The organism is Rubripirellula amarantea (genome assembly GCF_007859865.1).
GTDB classification, from domain to species: Bacteria; Planctomycetota; Planctomycetia; order Pirellulales; family Pirellulaceae; genus Rubripirellula; species Rubripirellula amarantea.
The window spans coordinates 834,758-860,773 of sequence record NZ_SJPI01000003.1 but is presented as its reverse complement, the minus strand read 5'-3'; the positions used below and the strand labels follow the sequence as shown (position 1 = coordinate 860,773).

Genomic DNA, 26,016 nt, shown 5'->3' with positions numbered 1-26,016 from the left:
TCACTCGTAAACCTGTCGACGGCGTCATGATTTCAACGGACCAGGATCTTTCGAAATGGCTAGGACAGGTTCATTTGGGCGATTGCGTGGAAGCAATGGGCCAGTTGCCCGATAGTTCGGTCCAACTCGTGTTTGCGGACCCGCCATTTAATATCGGCTATGCGTACGACGAGTACGATGACCGACTTGAGTCGCAGCAGTACATCGAATGGTCGGCGCAGTGGATGAGCGAGGTCTACCGAGTGCTCGATGCTTCGGGAGCTTTCTGGCTTGCGATCGGCGATGAGTACGCGGCCGAGCTTAAAGTCGAGGCCCAAAAAATAGGCTTCAAGACTCGTAGCTGGGTTGTCTGGTACTACACCTTTGGCGTTCATTGCACAGCGAAGTTTACGCGGTCTCACGCTCACCTGTTTCATTTTATCAAAGACGAAAAGAGCTTCACGTACCATCCATCCGAAGTGGCTGTCCCTTCGGCGCGTCAGTTGGTTTATGGTGACAAAAGGGCGAATCCAAAAGGACGAAGTCCTGATGACACATGGATCTTGCGACCGCAGGATTGTGTCGATGGCTTCACACCCGACGAGGACACTTGGTACTTTCCACGCGTGGCGGGAACGTTTAAAGAACGGGCTGGCTTTCATGGTTGCCAAATGCCCGAACAACTTCTCGGACGCATCGTGCGGTCTTGTTCGAATCCGGGCGATACGGTGCTTGATCCGTTTTCGGGAAGTTCGACGACTCTGACTGTCGCCAAGAAACTGGGCCGCCAGTTTTTCGGTTTTGAAATGTCTCAGGACTACGCGAAGCTTGGGAACGAGCGACTACATTCGTGCAGCGTTGGCGATCTGCTGGAAGGCGCCGCTGAACCAAAAGCCAGCGCCCCGGCGACATCGTCTAAGCAAGCGAGACGACTTCCGACGGCACCGCACAATGAACGTGGATTCGATAACCTAGCTAAGGGATTGAATCTCGATGATTCTCATTTCCCTGCAATCATCGAAGCGTTTGCAAAAGCCAATCGAGGCTACTCGGTCGACCGAGTGGTGGCTGATCCTTTGCTGAATGAAGACTTCCAACTGCAATGTGATCGCGGTGCCGTGGCAGGGACGACCGCAGAACGTAATCGGATGCTGTTTCGTGTACGCAAATCAGGGCAATTAAAAGCATCCGGAATTGAAACGTCAAAACGCACCGCGTTTTCTTGGGAACAACTTGATCCATTCTTGTATGCGTCCGAAATTGCGTGGCGTCGATTAAGCGACTTGTATCCCGAGACGAGTCTCGATGAAATTCTTTGTGATCCGCGGATGGCCGAGCAGTTCGACCAGTACGCGTCGGCGATAGCGCCCGGGTTCTTGCAACTCGAATATCGCTGGGCAGCGTTGAAGCTTCGAAAAGAACGACACCAAGTTCAAAAACGGATGGAGAATGCTTCAGCCAAAGACTTGGGACTTCGGAAGTTCAAACCCAAGGACGCGATATCGATCAAAAAGTTTAAGGCTGACAAGATCGAGGGTGGCCCGGGAGTGTACGCGATTCGAGCCAAGGATGAGTCAGCGTACTTGTACGTGGGCGAATCGAGCGACTTGCAGTCGCGTCTCGCTTTGCAGCTTGCGGACTCATCGAGGCAAGGCTGGCTGCCGGGAACTCCGGCTGCAAAATCTCTTGAGGTTTGCACGCTGCACCTACCAACGGTTTCAGACGCGCGGCTCGCTCGCCAAGGATATCTTGTGAAGTGGTACAAGCCACTTTGGAATTGCGATTTCTAGTTCGTTGTTTCGGTTCGCCTGCTCATCACCAGACCCAGCGTGAAGAGAATCGCCGAAGCGGTTGTAACAAAGCCTGCAAAGGCGTGCCAGAAAATCAATTGATGCATTTGATCGGTCGATGGAAGCGGCAACATGCACAAGAATACGGTCGCAATGGTGAAGAATCCTGCGACCAGAATAATCCAGAACGCGGCGCGGCGGATTTTAGGGAAACGCTCGCTTCGAACCGCGCGAACAAGTCCGGTGATTCCGAACGCCGGAAGCACAAACACCATCGCTCCGCTGGCCATCATGTGTGCGAGCAGCCAACGGCCTTCCAAATGACCGCCACCGATCACTGGGATCGCGGTAATGGTTAGCAGGGCAATGATTACGAGCAACCCTGCTGTTAAAACTCGATCGATCCAGATACTCATGATGCATCTCCTTTTCGTGTCGTGCTTCCCGATAGTTTGGTTAACGACGAAGCAAACACTGCGAGCCCAAATACAAAGGTAAAGAAGAGCATTATCAACGAACCAGCGATAACGTATTTGAAAGTTGCCCGCCCACCGAAGAGTTGGTTCCACGCCTTCCGTTCGATAGCATCGCTGCCCTGGATCGTCGCCATGCTGACGGTCGTTCCCTCACCTGGGACAGGCCCATCGGCCGAAACAGTGGAAGCAAAGATTAGTCCATCGTCGTTATGGCATTCGACACATCCTTCCTTGCCAAGGGACCAGCCCGCTGGGCGGACATTGTGAGCCATGGGCCAAGTGATCATATCGACCGACGATGTCGCAACATCCTCGAGAATTCGAAGAGAATCACCGTCGCCCGTCGCGGCGTAGACTTTACCCGTTGAAACATAAACCGCGTTAGAGATCCCGAGTTCCTTCTCAATCGCATTCAAGCTCTTGGCAACTTTCTCTTTAAAATCAGCATCACCGAGTTCACGCTGTCTTGCATTAACTTTGTCGACCTCCGAGGTGGTCCACTCGTCTGGTTTGAGCTTCCCTCTTTCTGGTCCTAGCAATGCGTTGAGCTCACTGGACTTTAGTTTGGGAAGCATGATTTCCTCGATGAAGCTCCTGCGAACGCGAAGCGATTTGCGAGTCCAGTCGTAAACTTGGTCGGGAACGAGAGGCTTGAGCTTTTTGTCGTCGGTCAATTCTGCCCAGTAGGCGGGCCACATGACCTTATGAGGGTAAATCTTTCCATCGTCCGCTTTGGCAAACACGGGGGCCAGGATCGCAGGCAACTCTTCGCCCGTTCGATGCCCCTTTTCACCCAGACCGTGTGCGAGCGAGGTCATGATACGTACGGCTTCCTCGCGTGGAGCTGGACCACCATGGCACGCGGTGCACGAAAGCTTTTCAAAATGAACCGGCGGTAATCCTTCATGCAGCGGTTGAGGTGATCCTAGTCGACCCGCTCGCGAGGTAATGCTTGTGCTGTCGTCGCCGCCTAGGTGACACCCTTCACATGACAGCGTTTCGAATGACTGGCCACCGGTCGCTACCTGATCGACAAACCCTCGCGCCATGTCGTGGTCTATACCGTTGCGATGGCAATCCACGCACTGCATCCCCGCCCGCAAGTGAACATCCTCGTCATGAATCCAACGTTCTTCAATGCCATTTTCGTTAATTGATCGTTGGCTATGGCATTGATAACAAGCGTTGGATGTTGGTTCACGCACTAGGTCGATGAAAACAGAACCGTCGAGGTTGAAACGGCGCGAATCGTAGGTGACCGTGGGTAACTTTTTCTTAGTCGCTTCATCGTCCGGTGAGGATCCATCCTTGATACGTGAGACATCACCCTTAATCTCGCCCATTCGCAAAGCTGCAGTTGGAGCCCAGGCGAAATTCTGGCGTTCAATTTGTTCGCGTCTCGCGTTCATGTCATAAACGCCATCGACTGCATGGCAGGCTAAGCAGTCAATTTCCAGATTGCCCGTTAATAGCCAACGAGAGGTTTCAGCGATTTCCTCTGCTCCACCTGGGGCTGATTCGCCTTCCCGTAGCTCGCCTTCCTGTGGCTCGCCGATCCCACCGCCTGGAATCCTTGCTCCGAAGTGTGCCGTCATTGACCATTCGGATAGCCCTAGGTCTCGCGGATCAAACGTGTGCGGCCAAGGTCGATAGGACAAAGGAAGCTGGGTCCCCGTACGAGGATCGGTCCAAATCCACGGTTCCCCTTTGCGACCCGCATCGGCCTCTACGTCAAAGGCATTAAAGTGCCATCCATGTGAAATCGTTTCGTAGCTGTGGCATCGGCCGCATGTGTTTTTGGGCGAATAAGGCGTCTGGGATTCCGCCGTGATCTTGCGATTTGCCGTGTCGTAAAGGTCGATGTGGTGCAGGTAGCGGGCATTACTATCGCTTCTCGCTCGCGCCGTATCATCGGCGTTGGCTTGAAGTGGCAACCCGCACCAAATGATGGCGATGCTGATGATCGAGCATTGAAGTGTCGGTTTGCTCATGAATGCCTAGTCATAATTGAGAAAATGGGGATGCAGCGGGCTGTCCCTACCCGTCGCAATCACTTGCGTCATCTTATCGGCAACGGGCTCGCCAAAAAACCTGGGCGACATAAGGCCAGTCTGTGAGCGGACGATCGAGTTGGCGATTACAATTCTGACGTTCATTTCGTCGCCACCATACTTGGATGTCCGTTTCTATGCCAACTCGCGTCGCTGTCTACACGGGGTCGTTTGACCCAATCACGCTGGGACACTTGCACATTATCGAGCGCGCAGCACCCTTGTTCGACCGGTTGGTGATCGGCATCGGTATCAACGCAGAAAAGAAGTCGCTCTTTGCTCCCAATGAACGTGTTGAGTTGGTTCAACAGGTGACCGGAGACCTAGACAACGTCGAAGTCTCAACTTTCGAAGGGTTAGCGGTCGACTACGTTCGCAGCGTCGACGCGCACGTGATGATTCGCGGAATTCGACCGCTGACTGATATCGCAGGCGAATTCACAATGATGATGGCGAACCATCAACTCGACCCAGGGATCGAAACCCTTTTCTTAATGGCAGCCGACCGATTTGCTCACGTGAGCAGTTCGCTGTTGAAGCAAATCGCGGCATTGAGCGACGACGATGAACAGCTCGCAAAGTTTGTTCCCCCTGAAATCATCGCTCCTTTGCGTGCGAGAATGCGGGGGGACGCTTAAGCGGCCCGTCGTTCGTCTTGGACCGTTTCGACGACTTGAGAGTCTGCGTTTGGTTCATCCGCGATCGTCGTCTCATCGACGATCTCGTTGTCATCCTCGTTTTCATCGCGTGGTGACATTGGTTCAAGCGAATAGTCGGGTTCGATCCGATCGAACACCGCACCCATCAAACTTGGATGGAAACAAACGTAGGCCCATGCGAGGCCCACGGACGCCGATCCAAATAAATCGCTCGTAAAGTGAGCACCGCAAAATGCTCGCTGCACCATCGTTCCCACGCAAAGCAAACACGCCAACCAGCGGACGCGCGGCGCGATCACCCACAATCCAGCGGTTAGCGCCGTTGCGGTTGCCAGTGAAGCGCTAGGGAATGCACGAGTCGCCGGATCGAATGTCGCGACCTGCGACAACGTCCAATCGAATTGCCAGATCCACGCATATTCAAAGTTAGCCGCGTCCAAATACAAACTGCCGGGACGTGGTCGCAGAATAAATAGCTTGGTTAACGTTGCCACTACGGCACCACCAACGGCTAGGGTTGCCAATCGTGGCACGTACCATCGCCGCTTTGGCGACAATGCGATCAATAGAGCCAGGACAATGAACACGCCAGTGCCGTGGGAATAGAAGACTGATAAGTCAAGCAAATGCGACGACCATTCCGGGAACTCTTGCGCATTGATCCACCTGGCAACGGGCACGTCGATCAATGTTGTCATCGGAACCATCAACAAAGTGATCGTCGCTACCCACAAGAGGCTGACCATTTTGAAGCTGTCAGGGCTTCCGACTAGCGAATGAGTGGGACGCGAGCTAAGCAGACGCGATGGCTCGCGACGAACGCGATTGAGTCGATGAGTGGAGTCGTGGTCCATAACACTTCTTTTGGCGTTGTTTTGCTTCGACCAGCCAAGCGTTGACGTTGATTCGCTTCAATCGAATCAACGGGCGATGAAGTTTGTTCTCGCAATCGATCGTGAAACTGCAGAGCCGTTTGTCGCGTTTGCGAAGACCATCTTGGCAACTCGGAGGTATCAATTTTTGCGAACCCAAAGCAAGGTCACCCCGCCGAAGTCGAGCCCGCCGAATTAGAATGCATTGTCGCAAAAACTCCTGACAACCGAGACCGGCGTCACTATCGAGATTAGCGTCGCTATGGAGATTAAGGTTGCGGATGCAAGGCCGTCGCGACCAATACATAATCGCACCCTGCGGTCGTCAGAACGTCCACGTCATCCGAATGTCGCACGCCGCCACCCGAAAAGAGCTTTGAATGGGGGAATCGTTTTTTTACTCGGTGACAAATTTCGGCGGTGCAAACACCTGACTTAGCACCTACGGCGTGCAAGTCGAGCACGATAATCTCTCGCAAACCCAATCGTTTAGCAGTCTCGATCCAAGTTGGCTCGTCGTCTTGCCGACTTTGAAGAATGCCCCCGCGATAATCGAGACTCAATACGCATTCATCCGCGGCAATGGTTTCGGTCAGACGACGGAGCGATTCCTTATTGAGCATCGTTTCAGTGGCAGCGATCCACCGCATTGAAGGATAAGTTTCGTTTAGTCGAACGATACGGTTAATGTCTTCGGCCACGGTGGAATCATTCCATCCGATATCGACGAGGATCTCTAATGGTTGACCGTTACAGTTGCGAACGAATTCGGCTGCGGTCCTTTCAATGTCCCGTTCGCTAACGGAGTCGTGACAAATGCCATCGAGATCGGCTATGTACAGCCGACGTATGCCAACGGATGCATAGTGGGCAGCAAGAATCGCTGCGTCACCGTTACAGAATTTGACCGCTTCGTAACATGTTCGTTCACCGCGAACGGCATGGACAGCTTGGCCAGCTTTTAAGTCGATGACACCGACCAAGCGATCGGTATGACTGCAAAGATTGTGTGACGACACTGGGATCAGTGTGAGTCGTCGCCAATGGAGAACAGCGATTCTACTTTGACAATTGCATAGTCATCAGGAAATGTGTGAATCGCTTGAATGCGCATCGAACGTAAACGAGTTTCGATGCTGACGTAGCTCAGGGCTCCCAAAGCCATTCTGCCACTTGCGTCGAATTTGTGCAGCAGTCCTTCGGTGGGGCCATTACCCAGTTGTTGCTGGACCATCCAAAACATATCGGGGCTGACCGGTTCCAACTGAAAGTGGGTCCGATAGCTCACTTCGCCGCGGCAATCGGCTCGTTCGGTACGGCTACCTTTCAGGGCTTTGGATAGCAGCAACCGACGTTTGGGCAACGGCTGTTGTGCGCTCGTTGCGACCTCGCAGAGTGTGAGTGTGCTTTTGCAGGCCACACCATCAGCGTTGGCGCAAATTTCAGGATCCGAATTGCCAAATGGATTGTCATTGGCGGTCGGCATGTGCGCGTTCCACGTCACCACATGACCGCAATTAGTAATGTCGATTCGAGCACGATAATTTTCGCGTTCAATGCACCGAGATTGGTGAATGGTGTAGAGCTCGGGATGGAGCGAACGAGAAAAGACGTGGAAGGCGAGTTCCGCAACTTTGGGGCGAACCGAGAGCACAATCGTGTACCGTTACTGAAGCGACTATGAAAAATTCAACTCAACTTGAGTCGGGGAAATAGGACAAGAGCTCGACGGGCGATTGCGGGCAGAGACCGATCTGATCAGGGGTCTCACTTCGAATTACGCGGGGCAGTGCTCAAGTATTGGGGTAGCTCGACGAATCAATGGCGATTTTGAAGCCTGGGCGGTTGCTTTGATTGAAGTTCAGATAGATGCTGAGACACTCTAATCGCGCTTTCGCCGACTTCATTATACGCACCGTATCGCAACTGGCTAAAGAGCGTTTAAGCTGTTGAATTGTAGAAACTGTTTTTTCATTTTTTGACGCAAATTTGCATTGACATTCTAAGTCGGAACTCACCCATGGTCGTCGTCATTGACAACTACGATTCGTTTACCTTCAACCTCGTTCAACGAATGGGCGAGATCGATTCGTCTTTGGATGTGCGAGTCTTCCGAAACGACGAGATCGACGTTGAACAGATCGCAAAACTTCAGCCTTCGCGACTTCTGATATCGCCCGGTCCTTGCACCCCCAACGAAGCCGGCATCAGCGTCGGTAGCGTCGAAGCGTTCATCGGAAAGATTCCCATTCTGGGAGTCTGTTTGGGGCATCAATCGATTGGACAGTGCTTTGGCGGTAAAATTGTGCGTGCACCTGAGTTGATGCACGGCAAGACCGACGAGATATGGCACGACCAAAAAGGTTTGTTCGCAGGTTTGGACAATCCCTTTGTTGCTACACGTTATCACTCGCTTGTCATCGAACCATCGAGTTTGCCGGAATGCTTAGAAGTTTCGGCATGGACGGACACCGGCGGCACGCGGCAAATCATGGGGGTGCGGCATCGAGAACACAAACTTGAAGGGTGGCAGTTTCACCCCGAAAGTTTCCTGACTCAGCCGGGCATCGAACTGATTCGTCGCTTTTTGCATTGGTAGCCCAAATCGGTCTTGCAGCCAGTTGAAGAAACTTGCGATAGCCAGATGGAATATCGACTCGCCGGCGTAAGTGATGCCCGCGAGGATACTTTCTGGAGACCTTCAGCGATGACTTCGATGCTGTCACGAACACAACGCCCTCACCTGTTAGCTACCTCTCGTCATCTGCTTTGCGCAGCCATGATTGTGAGCACCCTTTGCTTGGCCTCGCCCGCCACTATCGTTTCGGCAGAAGAAGCGGCTCCGATGGGACCTCTCAATCCCATGAACTGGAAGATGCCCGAATTCAAGATGCCGTCTTTCAAAGCACTGCTTCCAGGTGAAGAAGAAAAGACCCGTATCAAGACCAAGAAAGACGGACTATTTTCGGAAGTCACTCAAACGGCCTCCGATAGCTGGAACCGAACCAAGGAAGCATTGAACCCGCAAAAGCTCAATCCAACTCGGTTCTTCACGGCGTCATCGAAAACGCCTTCTACGGAAACCGAAGAAACCAAGCCGGGGTTCTTCCAGTCGCTATTCATGGGACCCGCCGAAACGAAAGAGCCAGAAACGGTCACCGATTTCCTGCGACAAGATCGAGTGAACCCTTAGTCCACTGCTCGTTGTGAGCGTTTGATAATCCATGCAAGGGAATCTTCTTCCGATAACTCGGTGGAAGGTTCCCTTTTCTTTTTCAACCCGATTGGAAGCGACGCCCAAAAATTACCACGGGTGGGAAATTACCGCGGGTGGGCTAAGCGATCACTAACGATCGGCCGGACCGCGGTCGGAAACAATCCTGTAATCTGGCTCACTCCACAGGACCTTCATAGCTTCTAACGCGCACGCCTTTGACCACCACCGCCTCAACGCGTTCGATCACGCAAGGCGGTGAAGTTCAGCTACGTCACTTGGAAAGACTTCCTCAGAAACCAATACCGATGGATACGCCACGACGACCGACACCGATCGAAGTTCCGCGACCATAACCAAATCCTGAGTATCCGAAACCGCCATACCGTGAACCAAACGATGGCGAGCCATAGCCATAGGATCGGTATGGGCTAGGCACATAGCCGCCACGATAACCCGAACTGTAGCGAACGACTGGACTGCGGTAGGGTGGCACTGGACTGCGATAGCGTGATCCATAGTACGATCCGTGATGGGACCGATTGTGACCATGACTACGGCTGTAGCAGTCACCTGCCATTGCTTCACTTGAGATTGATGCAAATGCACCAGTCACAGCGACCGTTGCCGCCAAGCAGAGAGACTTAATCATAAGTTGTCCTTAGACGAGGGAGGGATTCTGGTTGCTTTGCGTCACACTCGACTTTCCGTCGACGCCAAGCACCGAACTTAACCTGTGCATCGTTTGGACCAAATTCAATCGGATTCTCTTCGATGATCGTGTAATCCGAGGCCTGTAAAACACTTACGCAAAATTCGAAAACTCGTGGTCAGAGTAATAGTGCGATCATTATGAGGTCGCGTTGAGGTATCATTGATCACGATATTTGCTCCCGCCGAACTCACACCGTCACCGTTTCATGAGTGATCCCAGCAACATTCCACCGAATTTTCGCGACTCAGCGAATCCGTATCAGGCTCCGATGAATGAAGGTGTTTTGCCGCCGGGTGTTTCCCCGACGGGAGCCAACTTTGCACCCTGTCCTCAATGTCAGCAACAAGTCGCCAACGCCGTTTCGTTTTCGTGGTGGGGCGGTGTGTTGGGGCCGAAATTGCTTACCCACGTCAAGTGTGGATTCTGCGGGCATAAGTACAACGGCAAGACTGGCGGTTCAAACACGCTGGGGATTTCGATCTATCTTGGAGTCGGCGTGATTTTCGGCATCATCGTCGCCGTGATGTTCTTCATGTAGCGGGACGATTTATCCGGCGACCGCTAGCTACCCAGCACGCGGTAGACTTCCGCTTCGTCGGTGATGCCTTGTTTGACCAGTTCGTTCGCTTGATCTCGCAACGAAACGTAACCGGCTTCGCAGGCTGCCCTGGTCATTTGATAGGTGGAATGGCCCGCCTCAAGACTCACTGCGAAAGCTTCGCCAACCTGGTCGCTGCCATCAAACCTCACGCATTGTGCCACTGCCGTGCGGCCATGGTACCGCGTGCCCCAGCAGCTTTGGCAAGTAGCCGTCGCTGCGGGTGAATGATCGCACTGGGTGCAAAAAACGCGAAGCAGACGCTGTGAGATGACGGCTCGCAATCCGCTGCGAACGACATGAGTGGGAATTCCGTAAGCAACGAGACGTTTCAATGTCGCCGCAACATCAGTCGAATGTACCGATGAAAAGATGAGGTGTCCCGTCATCGAAGCTTGCATCACGGCTTCGGCAGTTTCAGGATCGCGTACTTCGCTAACTAATAACACCTCGCTATCTTGCCGCACAGCACTTCGCAATGCGGATGCCAACGTCATACCTTGGCTTAAATCAAGTTCACTTTGACAAACCCCACGAATCTCGGCTTCCACAGGATCCTCGATCGTCAGCACGCTGCGTTTGGGCACACTCGCTGCGATTTGGCGAAGCATTGCATACATCGTTGTCGTCTTGCCGCTGCCCGCAGGTCCGGTTAGCAGTAGGGCACCGTCGTTCTGCTGGCAAAGGTCTTGTACCTGTTGAACGACGGATGGATCAAAACCCAAGTGATCAAGTGAGTGTGGTTGTTCGTCATTGCGTAGAATTCGAACGACTGCTCGAGCTCCATGCACCGTCGGGAATACGCCTAGGCGAGCGGGCAAAGTTGAATCTGCTTCGTTCCCAGGAATTGAGATACGACCTTCCATCGGTTGGCCCGATCGGTAGGTTGGCAGACGAGCCATCACCATCAGTCGAGACACCAAGTCGCTTTCGCCAGATTTCTGGATGTAGCCAAGCGAAGAGAGCACCCCGTCCACTCGCAGCATGACTTCCCAGCGACCGTGGGCGGGTTGCAAATGGATGTCTGAAGCGCGTGCTTGAACGGCAAGCGGAAGCAAGCGGTCAATGAATGCTACCGCAAAGTTCGCATCCGACTCGTTCAGCCCTTGCAAACACTGGTCTCGCAACCCAGAGAGCTCACTCACAACGTTTGTCCTCCGTCGACAGACAAAATTTGTCCGGTGGTCATGGAAGTTCCTAACGCGAAAAATATCACGGCGTCGGCAATGTCATCGGGACTGGATGGCTTGGGGATAGGATAGTCAGCGACCATCTCGTCGATGCTCCAGCCCGGAATCCCCTCGCGGATCCAGCGACTATCAATCGGACCGGGGCAAACCGCATTGACCCGAACCTTTGGAGCCAACGTTTTGGCCAGCGACTTCGTCATCGAGTTCACGCCTGCCTTCGAAGCAGCGTATGCAATCGACGAACCCATTCCTGTGATCGCCGCCACCGAACTAACGTTCACGATGGCACCGCCCTGCCCCGCCGTTAACAACTCAGCCGCAGCACGAGAAACAAAAAAAGTACCTTTCAGATTGACCGCGAGTACGCGATCCCATTTCGCTTCAGTGAGCCCCTCTAAATCTGAATAGGGTACGAAGTCCGTCATCGCCGCATTATTTACGACGACATCCAAGCGACCATGCTGCTGGCGTAGTCGATCGAGCATCGCTCGAACCTCAGCATCTTGCGAAACATCACACTTCACCGGTGTGATTGTGGTCCCAAAAGCACCCGCATCGCTCGCGGTTTGCAAAGCGTCGGACTCGCTGCGCGAATAATTTAGGAATACATCAAAGCCACGCTTTGCGAGTTGAAGCACGCAAGCACGCCCAACGCCCGTGGCGCCGCCGGTTACGATCGCGACAGGATTGTTTTGTGAGGTCATAGGTCAGGTGGTGGTAGTTCAAATAGTCGGGATATGGGAGGCAACACAAGCTGTGAAGCGTCGAAGCAAATAGCGAAGTTGCGAACAAGCGAAGAACGAAGCGTTTCGAAAAAGAAAACCAGATCAAAAACGGACCAAGCTCACTTCCCCGCTTTCAATCGTAGTCATTCCGTCCTCTGTTTGAACGTTCATTCGGCCATGTTCATCAATACCCAAACATTCGCCTGACCGATCCATGCCATGATACTGGAATGTGATACGTTTCCGCGTAAGTAAGCATCGCGATCGGAATTCGTTGATGACGTGATCATCGTGACTCTTCATTATGTCGCTGACTTGAATGATTATTGATTCGAGCACTTCTAGCTTGTCGATGGGACGCCCCGTTGCGGACATGAGCGAAACGGCTTGCTCGGGAGCGCTGCCGACATTGATACCCATTCCCACCACGGCTAGTTCGGGGGCGACGGAACTGCGTTCAATCAAAATGCCCGCTAGCTTGGAATTGTTGAGCCAAATGTCATTCGGCCACTTCAACTGCACCCGCATGGGTGCAATTTGGTGTTCGATGGCTTGAGCGATGGCAACGCCTACGCTTATCGGAAGCAGTTTCGCCGATGGACTCGCGACCTCGCCCGCATCGACCACCATTGAGACCGCAAGATTGTCGGTCTCACTGATCCATTGCCGCCCGTGTCGGCCTCGGCCTGCAGTTTGAATGTCCGCTAAAAAGACCCTTGGACAATCTGTCGGCAATAATTCACCTTTGTGAATTTGGTCCAGAGCCGTTGTGTTGGTCGAAAGCGCTCGATCAGCATGCCACGCTGACCGACACACTCCGTCGCTAATCAGTTGCGAAAGTACGCGTGAGCCGCGAACGTCCGCTTGCCCTTGAATCGTCAGCAAGTCTGTCATTGTGAGAACGCTTGCAACAACGATATTACTACGGGACCGGCGAAGACGAGCAACAGGACCACTGCCACAAGACGCCAAATCATTTTCGTTTGAGTGTTGCTAATCGAAGTGCCGTAGTTTTCGCTTACAAACTCTTCGTAGTCAAAGTCGTCTTCATATTCGTCCTGGTACTCATCGTTGTTGTACTCATCGTCGTTGTGTTGATCGTCTCGGTAGTCGTCCTCGTCATTATGTTTGTAACTCATGCCATGATTCTATCGTAACTCGCTACCGTCAATCGAGACGTCTCTGCAAGGTTGCCCCGATCTTCGCATTCCCCAGATGTCGCATCATCAAAGTGGAACGATCCCGAGATAATCCTTGTGTAATTGACGGGGAACCGTACCTAGTCTGGTAATCAAAAGTACGAGGAACAAGCGGTGTATCGAAACGGCCTGCGGCATAACGGTGGGGATGGTTGACACATTGCAATTCAACAGCAAGTGATTCATACGCGCAGGCAACGCGGTCCCAGTGAACAGCCAGGATAGAAAGCGTGCGTGTGGGTGGTAGCGAGAAAAAAGTCTGTTCAACTCGAGGGTGTAAGAACTGAACTTCTGCCCATGCCCGCAAGAGTCGTTCGGGATGCTTCAAGTTTCGCGATGCGCTTCGCAGTCTGCCGCTGGCGTCTTCAAGATCATCGGCAAGTCGCTCATAGGCACGTCCGAACTCGCGAGCTTGGTTCACTTCACGTTCAAATCTCAACATCGCATCCCGGTACTCATCTGCAGCACATTCTAGGGGCGTGCCATGCGAAGCCGAGGCTGCAGTGTTGGATAGTCCGAGGGTGATGAGAGCCAAGATGATGAGGCCGGCCGACTTGGTTGATCTGAGTTTCATGACAATGACATTTTGCGTGTTGAAGATTGTGAGTTGCGTTGGCGTGAATCGCCATGCATCGTGCGTGCCATTGGGCGGGTGTTCGCAAAAACTTGCGTTTCACAGCCGCGATGTGCATGTTTATCAAGGGAAATTTCTTCTCTGCGTCCAAACGTGTCGACATCCCGTTGCAATGAATCTCGATCGCTGTGTATCAGTTCGAACACGTGGGACATCAAATTGATGCTTCTCGGTTTTGACTCTGGCTAACGCGTTAGTGAAACACGAGCATGAAGAAAAATTGAAAATTCAGTTCAATTTGCCTAACCGGTAAGGTCGATACCTTGATAGCGATGATCGATCTTCCCGGATGGATGATCGCAACCTCCCCACGATATATGTTCTCGATTTGAAAGTTCTTCCTGATGTCGCAACCTTCCCTACGCATCTACCCAACGAACCATCTTGATCGTCGTCGACAACGCGAACTTGATCAGGTGACGGGCATGGCAGAGCCGAAACGCGTTTCGGTGCCATTGTCGAAGATGGTGCCGTTATTGATGGAAGCGGCGGAAAGCAATCGTGCTTGGTTGCATGACTTTGCGAACGACACAATTGAGATCGATTCGGATTTGTTCGACGTTCTAATGGCGTATCACTCCATGCGTGGGACTGCGGCTGCCTAGTGCGTTAGTCAGTTTTTTCTTCCACGGAATTAGGCACGAAAGGAATCACCATGCGTTCAATAGCTGTGATCAATCAAAAAGGCGGCGTTGGTAAAACCACCAGCTCCGTCAACCTCGCTGCGGCACTTGCCAATACGGGAAAGCGAGTGTGTTTGATGGACCTTGATCCTCAAGCTCACGCGTCACTGCACCTCGGTATTAGCGCGGTGGATGGCGATGCGACGATGTACGAAGTGCTGTGCGGCGAAGCATCGCTGGAGCAAGCTCGTCGTGTTGTTACCAGCAACTTGTCCGTGGTCCCGGCTAACCTGGATTTGGCGGCGGCCGAACTTGAACTCGCCGGTGAAGTCGGTCGTGAAATGATCCTGCGAGACCGTGTCGAAGACGATAGCGAAAAGTTCGACTACATGGTTTTGGATTGTCCACCAAGTCTAGGAGTGCTGACGGTCAACGCGCTTGTTGCGGTAGGTGAGGTCTTTCTTCCCCTGCAACCGCATTTCTTAGCCCTGCACGGACTAAGCAAACTGCTTCGAACCATCGAAGTTGTCTCGCGACGACTCAACAGCGATCTGCGTTTATCGGGCGTCATGTTGTGCATGTATGATTCCAACACCCGTTTAGCTGCCGAAGTGAGCAACGATTTGGATGAATTCTTCCAAGCTGGTCAAAACGGTCGCGAATTCTTTCGTGGTGCAAAGTTCTTCGACACTCGAGTGCGACGCAATATTCGCTTGGCAGAAGCGCCCAGTTTTGGGAAGTCAATTTTTGACTATGCTCCCGAAAGCAATGGTGCCACAGACTACCTTGCGTTGGCTGAGGAAGTGCTGCAGCAAGAATGCGTCAAGAATGGGCAAGTTGTCCGAGCAGCGGCCTAATCAGGTTATGATTTGGGCATGAGAATTTGGATTGACGCTGACGCGGCCCCGCGAGACGTTAAAGACGTCGTCTTTCGAGCCGCCAAGCGATTGGAAATCGAAACGTTGTTGGTCGCAAACCGAAGACTTGCCACTCCCGCCGATGCACCCATGGTGCGATCCGTGGTGGTTGTCGATGGTGCTAATGTCGCCGACCAGTACATTGTTCAGAATGCTTTGAGTGGTGAGCTGGCCATTACGGCGGATTTACCGCTGGCCGCGGAGTTGGTCGACAAAGGAGTTCACGTTATCGACCCGCGAGGCGACCTGTTCACGCCCGACAACATCGCGGGGCGTTTGTCGATGCGGAACTTCATGGATGAATTGCGAGGCACCGGCGTGCAAACCAGCGGAGCCGCTCCGTACGGAGACCGTGACAAGAAAGAATTTGCCGCCTCGTTCGATCGGACATTAGCCAAGGCCCTCAAACGATGGGACCGGAACTCTTAAGTGTCATGCTAGTGTCATGTTTTTTCTCTGGCATCGATGGGGCAAGATTGTCTAGACCATAGGCTCGCTGACAACTCTTCTCAATCTTTTCTTTGGTTTCACGTCATGCTCCAGTCTTTTCTGCGTCTGTTTTCCTCGCCTCAGCCGCCACGGAAAATTGAAAGTGGCCTCCCCAACGTCACTCTTTACGCAAAAGTGCCTAAGCCGGTCGACCTTCATGCACCGCAGGCCACCCCAAAAACGCAATCGCGAGGGTTGTTGCAGAACCAACCCCAACCTGTTCCCCATGTTCCCACGGTAAGCACCCATCGCCAGCGTTTGTTGTCGATGAAGCTTGAACACACGCGAATCTGTAGCCCTCGGCGTGCGGAACGACTCGCTGAACTAGGGATCGAGACCGCTGGCGATTTGGCGAACTGTGATCCGGATCGGATCGCCAAGAAGTTCGGTTCGCCTAAGAAGGCTGCTCATATTCTTCGTCAGTATCGGCGGGCTGTTCGATTGGCGGCGTCCGTTCCCGGAATGATGCCTCGTGACGCCATGTTGTTAGTTTGCATCCATCGCCGCAGCGTCCGTGGCCTAGCACACGAAAAACCGGTTGTTCTTCATCGAGACCTTGAACGTTTTGCCGAAAGTTCAACTGGTCAATCTCAGCTTCGTGGCCGACGTCTACCCAGCGTCCGCAGGCTAAAGCGATGGATCGAGCATTGTGAGTCGATGTATGTCCGGCATGCGGCACAAGCGCGCGTTGCTTAGACGTATCAGAGACCACGCTTCGGCCAAATTGGTGCATTGAGAGCGAACCCTAGAATCCTTAGATATTCCGCGCCCTGGGTCTATCTATAATGGAGCCTGTGTTAACACCCCGGTTATCCAGTTAAGGTGACTTGCTCATGCATGCTACGAACGTAACGCTTCGATACTTCGGTGATGTCATCGAAGCGGAACTAATACGCAGTCGTTTAGCTGTGGAGAATATTAATGCCACTTTGCATAACGTCACCCATGCGGCGGATATTGGAATTGGTGAATCTGCGATTCGACAGGGGGCACGATTAGAGGTAGCGGTCGAGGATTACGATCGTGCTGTTGCCATTCTCAAACGTGATCAAGAAACTCTTGAACTCGCGGGCGACTGGACTTGCGGCGAGTGCGGTGAGCCGAACGAGCCAGCGTTCGAGCTGTGCTGGAATTGCCAGGCTCCTCGATCCGACGGTTCAGGTGACCTAGTGCCCGATGCGAATCCCTTGCAACCGCCAACCTATGCGCAAGAATCCGAAGCGAAACTCATTCAAACCGAACCTCAGTCGAATCCTTATCTGCCGGTCTTGATTCCAGCGGATCATGACACATCTGTAGACGGTGTGACGGTTCCAAGGCGAGTTCCCAAGATGTGGGTTGTCGCTAGCTTCGTCCTGTTGGTGGTGATCGCTTTGCTCTTGATCATTGCTGGTTAGATAAAATTGTCTTACGCAGCTTTGTCGAAAGAGAATCCGGTCATTGCATCCTGTCCAGCTTTGAAACCCGCTCGAATTAGGGTGGCCGGTTGGCTGAAGTCAAACCAGGATACGTGCCCGACGTCCGGACGAATCACCAGATCAGCTTTGGTGGTCTGGTAAGGTCGCATCAGTTGCTCGCTGATGTCGCCCACTCGCATGGTGATCTCCATCGCGGAGTCGCACTTGACGATGGGGGGCAACTCTTGCGCGACGTCAACGGCTACGACATACTTGGCTCCGTGCTGGCGCGCCAATTCAACCGGGGCTGACTCGATCACACCCAAATCGCAAAGCAGCAGGTTGTGTCCTCGCTGAAGCTTGTTGCTTTGCCAACGGACAGGCGGAAAGATTCCTGGGATAGACATCGATGCGCGGACGGCTAGCCTGAGCGGCCCTCGATCGAGCGTCACTCGCCTTCCCGACAACAAGTCAATCGCCGCAATAGAAATGGGAACGCGTGTTTGGGCTATGTCGATGTCGGGCAACAGGTGGTCAATCGCTTCGCGTAACCAAATGTCGGACAATAGCCCTGCACTGGTCAGGCCACGCGAAAGGCGTCGATGAGCGGCAACCATTCGTTTGGCTTGAGCAAACCATTGAAAGTAGCTTTCGGTGTGGTCTGGCTTTGATGGACCTGACGCCATCGCTAATTCTGACTTCGTGCGAGCGAATGACTTTGATTTGAGCAGTGTGAACGCTTTTTGCTGGGCATCGTGCGCATTGTCACTCGTTGCGTGCAAAGCCCCTACCAATGCACCAATACTGACACCCAAAATGCGGTCGATTGCGATGGACCTCGCCTCCATGGCACGCAGAACTCCGAGGTGGGAAAGTCCGCGCGCCCCACCACCACCCAAAACTACAGTGACTCGATCGCGAGGATGATTCTCGCGATTGTCGATTCCTAGATAGCGAAGCCAATTCATAGTCGAAAATCCGTAGCGGTGATTGCGTGATGCCTGTTCCCCTAAGACTTAGTCGTTGTATCGCATCATTATCTCGTTCGGTTTCGCAAACTCGATTTCCTTCCAACCGTGCTCGGCGATCATTTTGCCAAGATCGGTGACTTGGCGGAAATCAGCATCGCTCGGACTGCGACCCGTGAGTCGTGATCTCAGTCGCCGGCACAGCGCGTCACTAGCAGCTACCAAGATTTGATCGTCCATGGAGGAAGATTGGAAAGAAGTGGTGTGCAACGCGGTTACCAAGATCACAATCGCATCCTGCAATTGAGACGACAACGCAGACATGCGGCACTGTCGGTCAGCGAGTTTTAGTTGATGCTGACGCATGACGGCACTAATCGCCATGCCACTACGCGAGAGTACTTTCATCGCATACTTCGCATGATTTGCCATTCCATCAGGCAAAGGTGGCAATGCCGTCGCGGAGCTCCTTGCGAATTTGCGTCCCAAATACCAGCGAGCGTAATTCATCATCGGCCGACGCAACATCCACACATGGCTTGGGTTGGCTAGATTCGGTTTTCGTACTCCCCGTTCGTGTAGCGTTTTGCCAATCGATTCGAAGTACTCTTTGCCATGATGCTTAACGAGAGATTTGAAGAATGCCATGCCCAGCATTTCTCCTTCGCCTTCGTAAATGCACGGCGCTAAGAAATCGTGCACGTTGTCACCGAACGTGTGCCCATGCAAGAACGAGCGGCCTCCGTGCGTTTTCATGAACCATTCGATGGCGGCTTCCTTTTGAGCTTCGCTGCCGTAGATCTTTGCCACGATGCATTCCATCTCTCCTCGATAGCCCTGATCGAGCAAACCTGAGCACCAAGCCGTGAGTGCATCAGCAGAGACGATTGCCCCGGCCAAATGCCCAATTCGGCGACGCACTAGCTCCCGTCGATCAATAGGTTGTCCATAGGTTACTCGCATCGCCGCCCAAGGAAGCATTTCCGCGAGCATAGCCCGCATTGTTCCAGCCGCATTCGCACATAGTGCAACTCGACCGAGATTTAGCCCGTGATAGGCGATCGTCAATCCATCACCCATCGCGGGTGTGAGCAAATTCTCGACTGGCACACGGAAGTTGCGGAAGATCAATCCGTTGTTGTGAGCACGTCGCAAAGCATAGATGCCGTAACGGCGAATTTGAAACGTTTCGTCTTCTTGTTCGGGAAGATCAATGACAAGGACACTCGGTTTGTCTTTGATCTTGCACACCAATCCCACCGTTCGGCCGTTGGTCGCATTCGTGATGAAAAGTTTCTCACCGGTGACGTAGTAGTAATCTCCCTCGCGTACCGCCACCGTTCGCAGTGCCGTAAGATCGCTGCCGGCACCCGGTTCGGTCAAAGCAAAGCCTGATAACCGTTGGCCGCTCGCTAAGCTGGGAAGAAACCGTTGTTTTTGTTCATCGGTTCCAAACGAACGCACTGGGTCAACCGCACCGATGCAGCCATGTACCGACGCCAAACCCGCAATGGTTGGCTCAATCATTGCCATGCGAGTGATCATCTTTGCGAACTGAGTCATTGTCGCGCCGCTACCTCCATACTTCGGATCGACTAGCAACCCGAAGTATCCTGCTGCGCCCAGTTCCGCTAGCACGGATTCGCTGACTTTTCCACGATCGTCATACAAAGAGTTCGCCTTCTGATGACGCAGAACCACGTCAAGGGAATCGTGTGTCACCTTTTCCACCGCGTTCGATGCTTCCGCAGAGGCAGGAACGAACAATTCGGTTGGCAAATGAGAATCCCAAACCGCGCGGTGAACCGGACTCAATCGCGTTTGGTACTGAGGTGCGAAGAAACCCTCCACTTGATCATCTGCGGTGTCGAGCACTCCGGTGCGTTTTGCTTCATCCGCACTAGCCCCACCGAGTGTGAGTGCCATTTCCGCAAATGACGTAGCTTCTTTGTCGACGTTGGTTTTTTTGATATCGGTACTCATGACATTTCCCTGACAGTTTGAGTAAGAGGGTCCGTCGCTGGACCTAGTGAGAAGCGTTCCCCGAAGTGACGTTCCAAATTGGTTCTCTGGGCATCAAAGGTTTCGAAGCCAATTTGCTTAATTACCGACAAAGGGCCACCTAGGTGCGGCGCAAATCCCGTGCCCAAAACCATCGCCAAATCAATCGCCCATGGGAACTCAACCACGCGTTCGTCCACACAACGTTTCGCTTCGATCAACATGGGGTAGATCAGCCGACGCTGGATGGCCGTCATTCCATCATCGCGATCTGCGAGTATTGCTGGCGGAGCCAAGCGATTTCCAATGGCCAAACCCGCGATCGAGCTCTCACGCGATGTCGTCTTTTTGCCTTTGTGATAGTGGTAAAACCCTTTGCCAACTTTTTGCCCTAGTTCACGTCGCTCGACCATCCGAGCAAGCATCGTTTGAGTCGCCGAGTTCTCTTCCTGAATCTCGCCGAGTGATCGTGCCACTTGCAGTGCTACGTCCAAACCAACTTGGTCAAGCAGTTCGATTGGTCCCATTGGCATTCCAAAATCACGAGCCTCGGCATCAATCGTTTCCGGTGCGATTCGCTCCATCACCATTCGCATCGCTTCACTGAGGTAGGGGAACAAGATGCGGTTGACCACGAATCCGGGTGAGTCGTTGGTGACTACTGGAACTTTCCCAAGGGAACGAACAAACGTGATCAAATCGCCCATCGCAGCCTCATCCGATTTCGTGCCACGGACCACTTCGACCAAATCCATTCGGTGAACCGGATTGAAGAAATGTAGTCCGGCAAACCGGTTGGGATGCATCAGATTGCTCGCCATATCATCAATCGACAACGACGATGTGTTGGACACGACCAAGGTGCTGGGCCGAACGATGCTTTCTATATCCTGGAAGACTGCGGACTTGATCTTCATGTTTTCAGCAACCGCTTCGATCACGAGGTTGGCATCAGCGATATCGCCAAGAGTAGCCGTGACAGAAATTCGCGATTTCACGTCGGCGGTTTTTGTGCTCGACCAGTTTTGCCGCTGGGCCAAGGAGTGGATTGACCGATGAATGCGATCTTGGGCAGACGCCGCAATGTCCTGATCGACCTCCTTCAAAACCACGTTGAAACCGCGTATTGCAGCCCACTGACCAATTCCTGCTCCCATCACGCCCGCGCCAATCACCGCGACATTCTGGATGGGCCGGCGTGGCAGTGGGCTTTGGGGTCCAGATGAAATCCAAGTCGTTACCTTTTGCGCTCGCGTGCGAGACAAATACAAGCCGAGCAGATTGCGACAGGTAGGCGTATAGAGCAGATCCAGGAATTCGGCGCGTTCCACTAAATAGCCGTCAAACGCTGGGTCGAACGAAATCGCCGCTGCACGGACGGCGGCGGGCAATGCGGGATAGTGTTTTGCTCGACGATGGATCGAACTTTCCGCTTTGCGAACGACCAAAGCACGAACGATTGCAGTGTCCGTGATGAATCGTTTCAATCGCTGCGTGAACGAACGACGACCGTTTATGTTGTTTACGATGATTTGCGAAATGAACGCATCGATTCCTTCCTCCCATTGATCCGCTTCGATAGCCTCGTCGATCAGTCCGATTTGAAGTGCTTCCGCCGGGCGAACCGATTTCCCGGTCAGGATCATAGGAAGTGCTAGATGCAACCCGATCAGCCGGGGCAGTCGTTGGGTTCCGCCCCAGCCGGGGATCAGGCCAAGTTTAATTTCAGGCAAGCCGAGCTGCGTGCTGGCAACGTTGCGAGCGATTCGATAGCGACATGCCAAAGCCAGCTCAAGACCGCCGCCCATGCAGGGACCGTCGATGACGGCTATGGTTGGAAATGGAAGGTTCTCGACTCTCTGAAACAGCATTTGGCCCAGCTCGATCACTTTGCCAGCCTCATGGCGGTCGGCGATCTCAGCAATCGCGTTGACATCGGCACCGGCCAGGAATCCGCTCTCTTTGCTGCTACGAATAACGACCGCACTTATTTCACGACCGTGACTTTGTTCCAACTGCGTCACGATGTCCGCAAGCTCGGCGATCACCTCAGCATTCAGGACGTTCAAGGGGCGGTCGACCACGTTGAGTGCAAGCGTGACGACGCCGCTTTCATCGGTCGTGAGTTGGAAATGACGATAGGAATTCTTTAGTTTCATGATTCAGATCCTATTTGGGTTTCGACAACCATAGCCATTCCCTGGCCGCCTCCGATGCAGAGGGTAGCAAGGCCACGATGAAGGCCGCGTGCTTTTAACGTTCGAAGAAGTGTTAGGACCAATCTCGCGCCGGTCGCACCCACAGGATGCCCCAACGCAATCGCTCCTCCCAGCACATTGACTTTAGGTTCAGGCCACTCGCCGAGCGCTTGACGACGGTTCAGATAATCTGCGGCGAAATGTCGTGACTCGATCGCTTTGCGGCAGGCAATCACTTGCGCAGCAAAGGCCTCGTTGATTTCAATCAGATCAAAGTCATTGAGTGTGTAACCCGTCTGATCCATCAATTTGGCAATCGCGTACACGGGGCCCAGCCCCATTCGCGACGGATCGCATCCCGCGATCGAATAAGCGGTCACGTAACCCAGCGGTTGGTCGGTATACTCCGACACGTGCTCGGGTAAGCAAAGTGCTAGTGCCGCTGCGCCGTCGGTAAGCGGGCTGCTGTTGCCCGCCGTGACACTGCCTTGTTTAGCGAACACAGGCTTGAGTTTTGCAAGTGCTTGCATGGTTTGGCCGACACGAATAGTGTTGTCGCGTTCAACCTTCTTCCCGTTTTCCAGTTCCACTGGCGTGACCTCGCTGGTCAGGTAGCACGCTTCGAACGCGGCTTCAGCCTTATGATGGCTTTCCAGTGCAAACCGATCTTGATCTTCGCGGCTGATCCGGAATTCTTTTGCCAGCAGTTCGGCGGTTTCTCCCATGTTCATATGGCAAACTGGATCAGTGAGGCCCAGCCGCAACCCAGCAATGGGACGCATGAAGCTCGGTCGGAATCCTCGGATGGTTCGAAGCTTTTGCAGCCAGGATTTAGAGCGTCCCAGTTGAGTGAAATAGGCTTGCGCGTCTTTCGAAAAGAAAAGCGGGATCGACGACATGGATTCGGTTCCACCGGTGATCACTAGTTTCGATCCGCGATGATTGATTGCTTGCCAGCCACCCAGAATTGCTTCCATCCCAGACCCGCAGTTGCGGTGAACGGTGTGCGCGATCGTGTGATAGGACAGCCCTGAACGCAACGCGATCACGCGTGCGATGTTGGCTGCATCAGCGGGTGATCCCACGTTACCGAAGATCACTTCATCCACATCTTGGCATCGGCAAGAGAGCTTCGTTAGCAGTCCGGTCATCGCGGTGCGTCCGAGTTCGACTGCGGAAACGCCACTTAGGTCGGTGAACGCTTTGGCGAACGGAGTCCTTACAGCATCGAGTACAGCGATCGGCGAATGCGTGTTCATGATGCAACCTCGTTTTTCGAATCAGGGATGTCCACCGGTGAATCAGCTGAACCGTCCTTACCGGGGTGTTGAACGCCAGGGTCGTGGCGACTGTCCTCTCGCAAAGATCGATGGATGACCTTGCCCAAAAAATTGCGAGGAAGGTCGCCGGTTACCAGCTCGTAGACACGAGGTTGCTTATGTTTCGACAATCGGTCGTGGCACCAAGACCGAACGGCGGATTCGTCCCACTTGGCTTTCGTTGTTGCCACAATGAACGCTTTGACAACTTCACCCCGCTTGTCGTCTGATATTCCGATCACAGCCGCATCAGCAACCCCGGGGGCCGAACGAAGAACGGCTTCGACTTCGCTGGGGTAGACGTTGAATCCGGACGTTATGATCAAGTTTTTCTTTCGCCCAACGATCTCATAAGTGCCATCATCGTGCTGCACGGCTAGGTCGCCCGTGCAAAGCCAACCGTTGTGAAATGCTTTTTCAGTAGAATCCTGGTCGTTCCAGTAGCCCTGCATGACTTGCGGCCCACGAATCAATAATTCGCCGATTGATCCCGGCGCGACGGCTTGGTCTAAATGGGTCGGCGACGCTATCTTGCAAGCGGTTTCGGGCAGCGGATAGCCAATCGTTCCATAGTGAGGCGGTCCGAATAGGTCGCCGACGTGAGTCACCGGTGATGCTTCACTTAGGCCGTAGCCTTCGACAACCAACGCCCCGGAATGTTGAGCAAATTCGTCAGCCACCGCCGCATCGAGCGACGCTCCCCCGGAAATGACCCATTTCAACGAGCGAGAATGCAAGGGATGCGACCGGAATTTTTCGTTCATCGCCACCAGCATCGCCGGCACCGCATGAAAAACCGTCGGTTCGAATTGGTTGAGCAACTCGATCGTTTTGTGGGTGTTGTATCGGTGATGAGAAACGAGCGTGGCCGCCATCGCAGTTCCCGCCATCACGATGGCCGACATACCGTAGCTGTGAAAGAAGGGCAAAACGGCCAACATGGTTTCTACGCCAAATGACTGACCCGTCCACATGTATTGTTGCCACGCGTTGGCTACCATGTTCTCGTGCGTCAGGGTGACGGACTTAGCGGCTCCCGTGGTTCCGCCGGTCGGAAGAATGTACGCAGGAGTTTTGGCGGGGTCGAAACTTACCTGCGGAGCTGCGTCCGAGGTGGCATGAGTCTCACGCCAAAATCCATGATGTCGTTCGTCCCCCACCAATGTCCAAGCTCCGATGCTTTGCCGTCTCATCCAGAGGTAGCCGAGCTGGTTGACCGTCGATAATTGCTCACGAATGGACACCAGCAGCAACTTGACACTCGGGCAAGTAATCGTGCTGGCCAACACATCGAGACAAATTACCCAATGACAATCCGTATGCTTCAACAGAGACTCAATCTCTGATGAAACCATCAAAGGACTAATTGCTACAGCGACTGCTTCACAGCGCCAGATAGCGTTCACTGCAATGATGTATTCAGCAGTGTTCGGCAACAGGATGCCAACACGGTCGCCCGGTTGAATTCCCTTCCTTGTCAGCATGGCAGCAGCTTGTTGGGACAACTGCTCGAGTTGCCCGTATGTCCATGCTTGGTCACCCTGGACGATTGCCGTACGGTCGGGAACTTGGTTAGCCGCGTGAGTTAACAGCTCGAACGCAGCGAGTCCGCGATAGGTCGAAATGCCTCGGGGTGTCGCTTGACCATGGTCATCGGTATGAGTGACCGGAAGCGTTGACGAAGACAGTGAGTCGAGCGTACCCGGAAAATCCTTCGACGGATTGTAGTCGGGCTGCGCATCACGGCCAGGTGAATCGAGTGGCAAAAAACCCATGATGGATCTGTTCCGATTCCGATTGGCACGTCCGTGCACCGTTCGTTGTACGACGGTGTTGCCGGCTCTCAGTCACCGTGTGGGGTGAACCGAAATAATGCGGGAAGTTAGCCGCGATCTTGCGAGACTCACCTCTAACTTTCCCAGGCAGCAGACGGCCGACATCGTGAGCCGGACCAGCCGACGCCACCTAGCCCATTATACGGCCTGCTGCCAAATTTGGGTTT

At 53.4% G+C, this 26,016-nt stretch carries 26 protein-coding genes; 10 read left to right on the top strand and 16 right to left on the bottom strand.

What is annotated here, in order from left to right:
* Positions 1-26 precede the first annotated feature (26 nt).
* The gene (locus Pla22_RS23310; protein WP_146517238.1) at positions 27-1,769 is read left to right on the top strand and encodes a DNA-methyltransferase; all 1,743 of its coding nucleotides are present in this window, start codon (positions 27-29) and stop codon (positions 1,767-1,769) included.
* On the opposite strand, the gene Pla22_RS23305 is transcribed toward Pla22_RS23310, so the two are convergent.
* Both Pla22_RS23305 and Pla22_RS23300 read right to left on the bottom strand, forming a co-directional pair.
* Positions 1,766-2,185: a hypothetical protein gene (locus Pla22_RS23305; protein ID WP_146517237.1), complete on the bottom strand. Its 420-nt coding sequence runs from the start codon at positions 2,183-2,185 to the stop codon at positions 1,766-1,768. The genes Pla22_RS23310 and Pla22_RS23305 overlap by 4 nt on opposite strands.
* Complete coding sequence (locus Pla22_RS23300) at positions 2,182-4,236, bottom strand: hypothetical protein (protein ID WP_146517235.1); 2,055 nt, start codon at positions 4,234-4,236, stop codon at positions 2,182-2,184. Before Pla22_RS23300 ends, Pla22_RS23305 begins: the two co-directional genes overlap by 4 nt.
* A gap of 197 nt (positions 4,237-4,433) precedes the next feature.
* Between Pla22_RS23300 and coaD the strand changes: the two genes are divergently transcribed.
* The gene (gene coaD, locus Pla22_RS23295; RefSeq protein WP_242632283.1) at positions 4,434-4,934 is read left to right on the top strand and encodes a pantetheine-phosphate adenylyltransferase; all 501 of its coding nucleotides are present in this window, start codon (positions 4,434-4,436) and stop codon (positions 4,932-4,934) included.
* Here the strand turns inward: coaD and Pla22_RS23290 are convergent.
* From Pla22_RS23290 to Pla22_RS23280, 3 genes are all read right to left on the bottom strand, one after another.
* Positions 4,931-5,809, bottom strand: a complete 879-nt coding sequence (locus tag Pla22_RS23290; protein ID WP_146517231.1) for a phosphatase PAP2 family protein — start codon at positions 5,807-5,809, stop codon at positions 4,931-4,933. The two genes, coaD and Pla22_RS23290, sit on opposite strands and share 4 nt — an antisense overlap.
* Positions 5,810-6,096: 287 nt before the next feature.
* Positions 6,097-6,846 carry a HisA/HisF-related TIM barrel protein gene (locus Pla22_RS23285; protein ID WP_165440808.1) on the bottom strand — a complete coding sequence of 250 codons (750 nt, stop codon included), beginning with the start codon at positions 6,844-6,846 and terminating at the stop codon, positions 6,097-6,099.
* A gap of 5 nt (positions 6,847-6,851) precedes the next feature.
* On the bottom strand, positions 6,852-7,313 hold the full coding sequence (locus Pla22_RS23280; protein ID WP_242632282.1) for a DUF2617 family protein: 462 nt from the start codon (positions 7,311-7,313) through the stop codon (positions 6,852-6,854).
* 534 nt (positions 7,314-7,847) lie between these two features.
* On the opposite strand from Pla22_RS23280, the gene Pla22_RS23275 reads away from it, so the two are divergent.
* A complete protein-coding gene (locus tag Pla22_RS23275; protein ID WP_146517226.1) occupies positions 7,848-8,426 on the top strand; it encodes an anthranilate synthase component II in 579 nt (192 codons plus the stop codon).
* Between the two features lie 108 nt (positions 8,427-8,534).
* Complete coding sequence (locus Pla22_RS23270; protein WP_146517224.1) at positions 8,535-9,020, top strand: hypothetical protein; 486 nt, start codon at positions 8,535-8,537, stop codon at positions 9,018-9,020.
* Between the two features lie 313 nt (positions 9,021-9,333).
* On the opposite strand, the gene Pla22_RS25805 is transcribed toward Pla22_RS23270, so the two are convergent.
* Positions 9,334-9,693, bottom strand: coding sequence for a hypothetical protein (locus tag Pla22_RS25805; RefSeq protein ID WP_146517222.1), 360 nt, complete (start codon positions 9,691-9,693; stop codon positions 9,334-9,336).
* Positions 9,694-9,961: 268 nt separating this feature from the next.
* Between Pla22_RS25805 and Pla22_RS23260 the strand changes: the two genes are divergently transcribed.
* A complete protein-coding gene (locus tag Pla22_RS23260; RefSeq protein ID WP_146517220.1) occupies positions 9,962-10,294 on the top strand; it encodes a hypothetical protein in 333 nt (110 codons plus the stop codon).
* A 23-nt stretch (positions 10,295-10,317) separates the two neighbouring features.
* Here Pla22_RS23260 and Pla22_RS23255 read toward each other — a convergent pair whose 3' ends face one another.
* The 5 genes from Pla22_RS23255 to Pla22_RS23235 form a co-directional block, all read right to left on the bottom strand.
* Complete coding sequence (locus tag Pla22_RS23255) at positions 10,318-11,499, bottom strand: GspE/PulE family protein (protein WP_165440807.1); 1,182 nt, start codon at positions 11,497-11,499, stop codon at positions 10,318-10,320.
* On the bottom strand, positions 11,496-12,248 hold the full coding sequence (locus Pla22_RS23250) for an SDR family NAD(P)-dependent oxidoreductase (protein WP_146517216.1): 753 nt from the start codon (positions 12,246-12,248) through the stop codon (positions 11,496-11,498). The genes Pla22_RS23255 and Pla22_RS23250 overlap by 4 nt, the downstream gene beginning before the upstream one ends.
* 123 nt (positions 12,249-12,371) lie before the next feature.
* Entirely contained in the window at positions 12,372-13,163 is a 792-nt protein-coding gene (locus Pla22_RS23245; protein ID WP_146517214.1) for a biotin--[acetyl-CoA-carboxylase] ligase, read from the bottom strand.
* Positions 13,160-13,408: a hypothetical protein gene (locus Pla22_RS23240; RefSeq protein ID WP_146517212.1), complete on the bottom strand. Its 249-nt coding sequence runs from the start codon at positions 13,406-13,408 to the stop codon at positions 13,160-13,162. Before Pla22_RS23240 ends, Pla22_RS23245 begins: the two co-directional genes overlap by 4 nt.
* Positions 13,409-13,436: 28 nt before the next feature.
* A complete protein-coding gene (locus Pla22_RS23235; protein WP_146517210.1) occupies positions 13,437-14,042 on the bottom strand; it encodes a hypothetical protein in 606 nt (201 codons plus the stop codon).
* Positions 14,043-14,446: 404 nt separating this feature from the next.
* On the opposite strand from Pla22_RS23235, the gene Pla22_RS23230 reads away from it, so the two are divergent.
* The 5 genes from Pla22_RS23230 (at position 14,447) to Pla22_RS23210 (ending at position 17,528) form a co-directional block, all read left to right on the top strand.
* Positions 14,447-14,707: a hypothetical protein gene (locus tag Pla22_RS23230; protein WP_146517208.1), complete on the top strand. Its 261-nt coding sequence runs from the start codon at positions 14,447-14,449 to the stop codon at positions 14,705-14,707.
* A 50-nt stretch (positions 14,708-14,757) separates the two neighbouring features.
* Positions 14,758-15,582, top strand: a complete 825-nt coding sequence (locus tag Pla22_RS23225) for a ParA family protein (protein WP_146517206.1) — start codon at positions 14,758-14,760, stop codon at positions 15,580-15,582.
* 18 nt (positions 15,583-15,600) lie between these two features.
* On the top strand, positions 15,601-16,071 hold the full coding sequence (locus tag Pla22_RS23220; RefSeq protein WP_146517204.1) for a YaiI/YqxD family protein: 471 nt from the start codon (positions 15,601-15,603) through the stop codon (positions 16,069-16,071).
* A gap of 105 nt (positions 16,072-16,176) precedes the next feature.
* A complete protein-coding gene (locus Pla22_RS23215) occupies positions 16,177-16,827 on the top strand; it encodes a DUF4332 domain-containing protein (protein WP_165440806.1) in 651 nt (216 codons plus the stop codon).
* Positions 16,828-16,964: 137 nt separating this feature from the next.
* On the top strand, positions 16,965-17,528 hold the full coding sequence (locus Pla22_RS23210; protein WP_146517200.1) for a putative signal transducing protein: 564 nt from the start codon (positions 16,965-16,967) through the stop codon (positions 17,526-17,528).
* Between the two features lie 11 nt (positions 17,529-17,539).
* Here Pla22_RS23210 and Pla22_RS23205 read toward each other — a convergent pair whose 3' ends face one another.
* The 5 genes from Pla22_RS23205 to Pla22_RS23185 are packed head-to-tail and all read right to left on the bottom strand — an operon-like array spanning position 17,540 to position 25,789.
* Positions 17,540-18,496 (bottom strand): patatin-like phospholipase family protein, encoded by a 957-nt coding sequence (locus Pla22_RS23205; RefSeq protein WP_146517198.1) that lies wholly within the window; start codon positions 18,494-18,496, stop codon positions 17,540-17,542.
* A 48-nt stretch (positions 18,497-18,544) separates the two neighbouring features.
* Positions 18,545-20,479 (bottom strand): acyl-CoA dehydrogenase family protein, encoded by a 1,935-nt coding sequence (locus tag Pla22_RS23200; RefSeq protein ID WP_146517197.1) that lies wholly within the window; start codon positions 20,477-20,479, stop codon positions 18,545-18,547.
* Positions 20,476-22,656 (bottom strand): 3-hydroxyacyl-CoA dehydrogenase NAD-binding domain-containing protein, encoded by a 2,181-nt coding sequence (locus Pla22_RS23195; RefSeq protein ID WP_146517195.1) that lies wholly within the window; start codon positions 22,654-22,656, stop codon positions 20,476-20,478. The genes Pla22_RS23200 and Pla22_RS23195 overlap by 4 nt, the downstream gene beginning before the upstream one ends.
* A complete protein-coding gene (locus Pla22_RS23190; protein WP_146517193.1) occupies positions 22,653-23,954 on the bottom strand; it encodes a thiolase family protein in 1,302 nt (433 codons plus the stop codon). Before Pla22_RS23190 ends, Pla22_RS23195 begins: the two co-directional genes overlap by 4 nt.
* Positions 23,951-25,789, bottom strand: coding sequence for an AMP-binding protein (locus Pla22_RS23185; protein WP_146517191.1), 1,839 nt, complete (start codon positions 25,787-25,789; stop codon positions 23,951-23,953). The genes Pla22_RS23190 and Pla22_RS23185 overlap by 4 nt, the downstream gene beginning before the upstream one ends.
* Positions 25,790-26,016 lie beyond the last annotated feature (227 nt).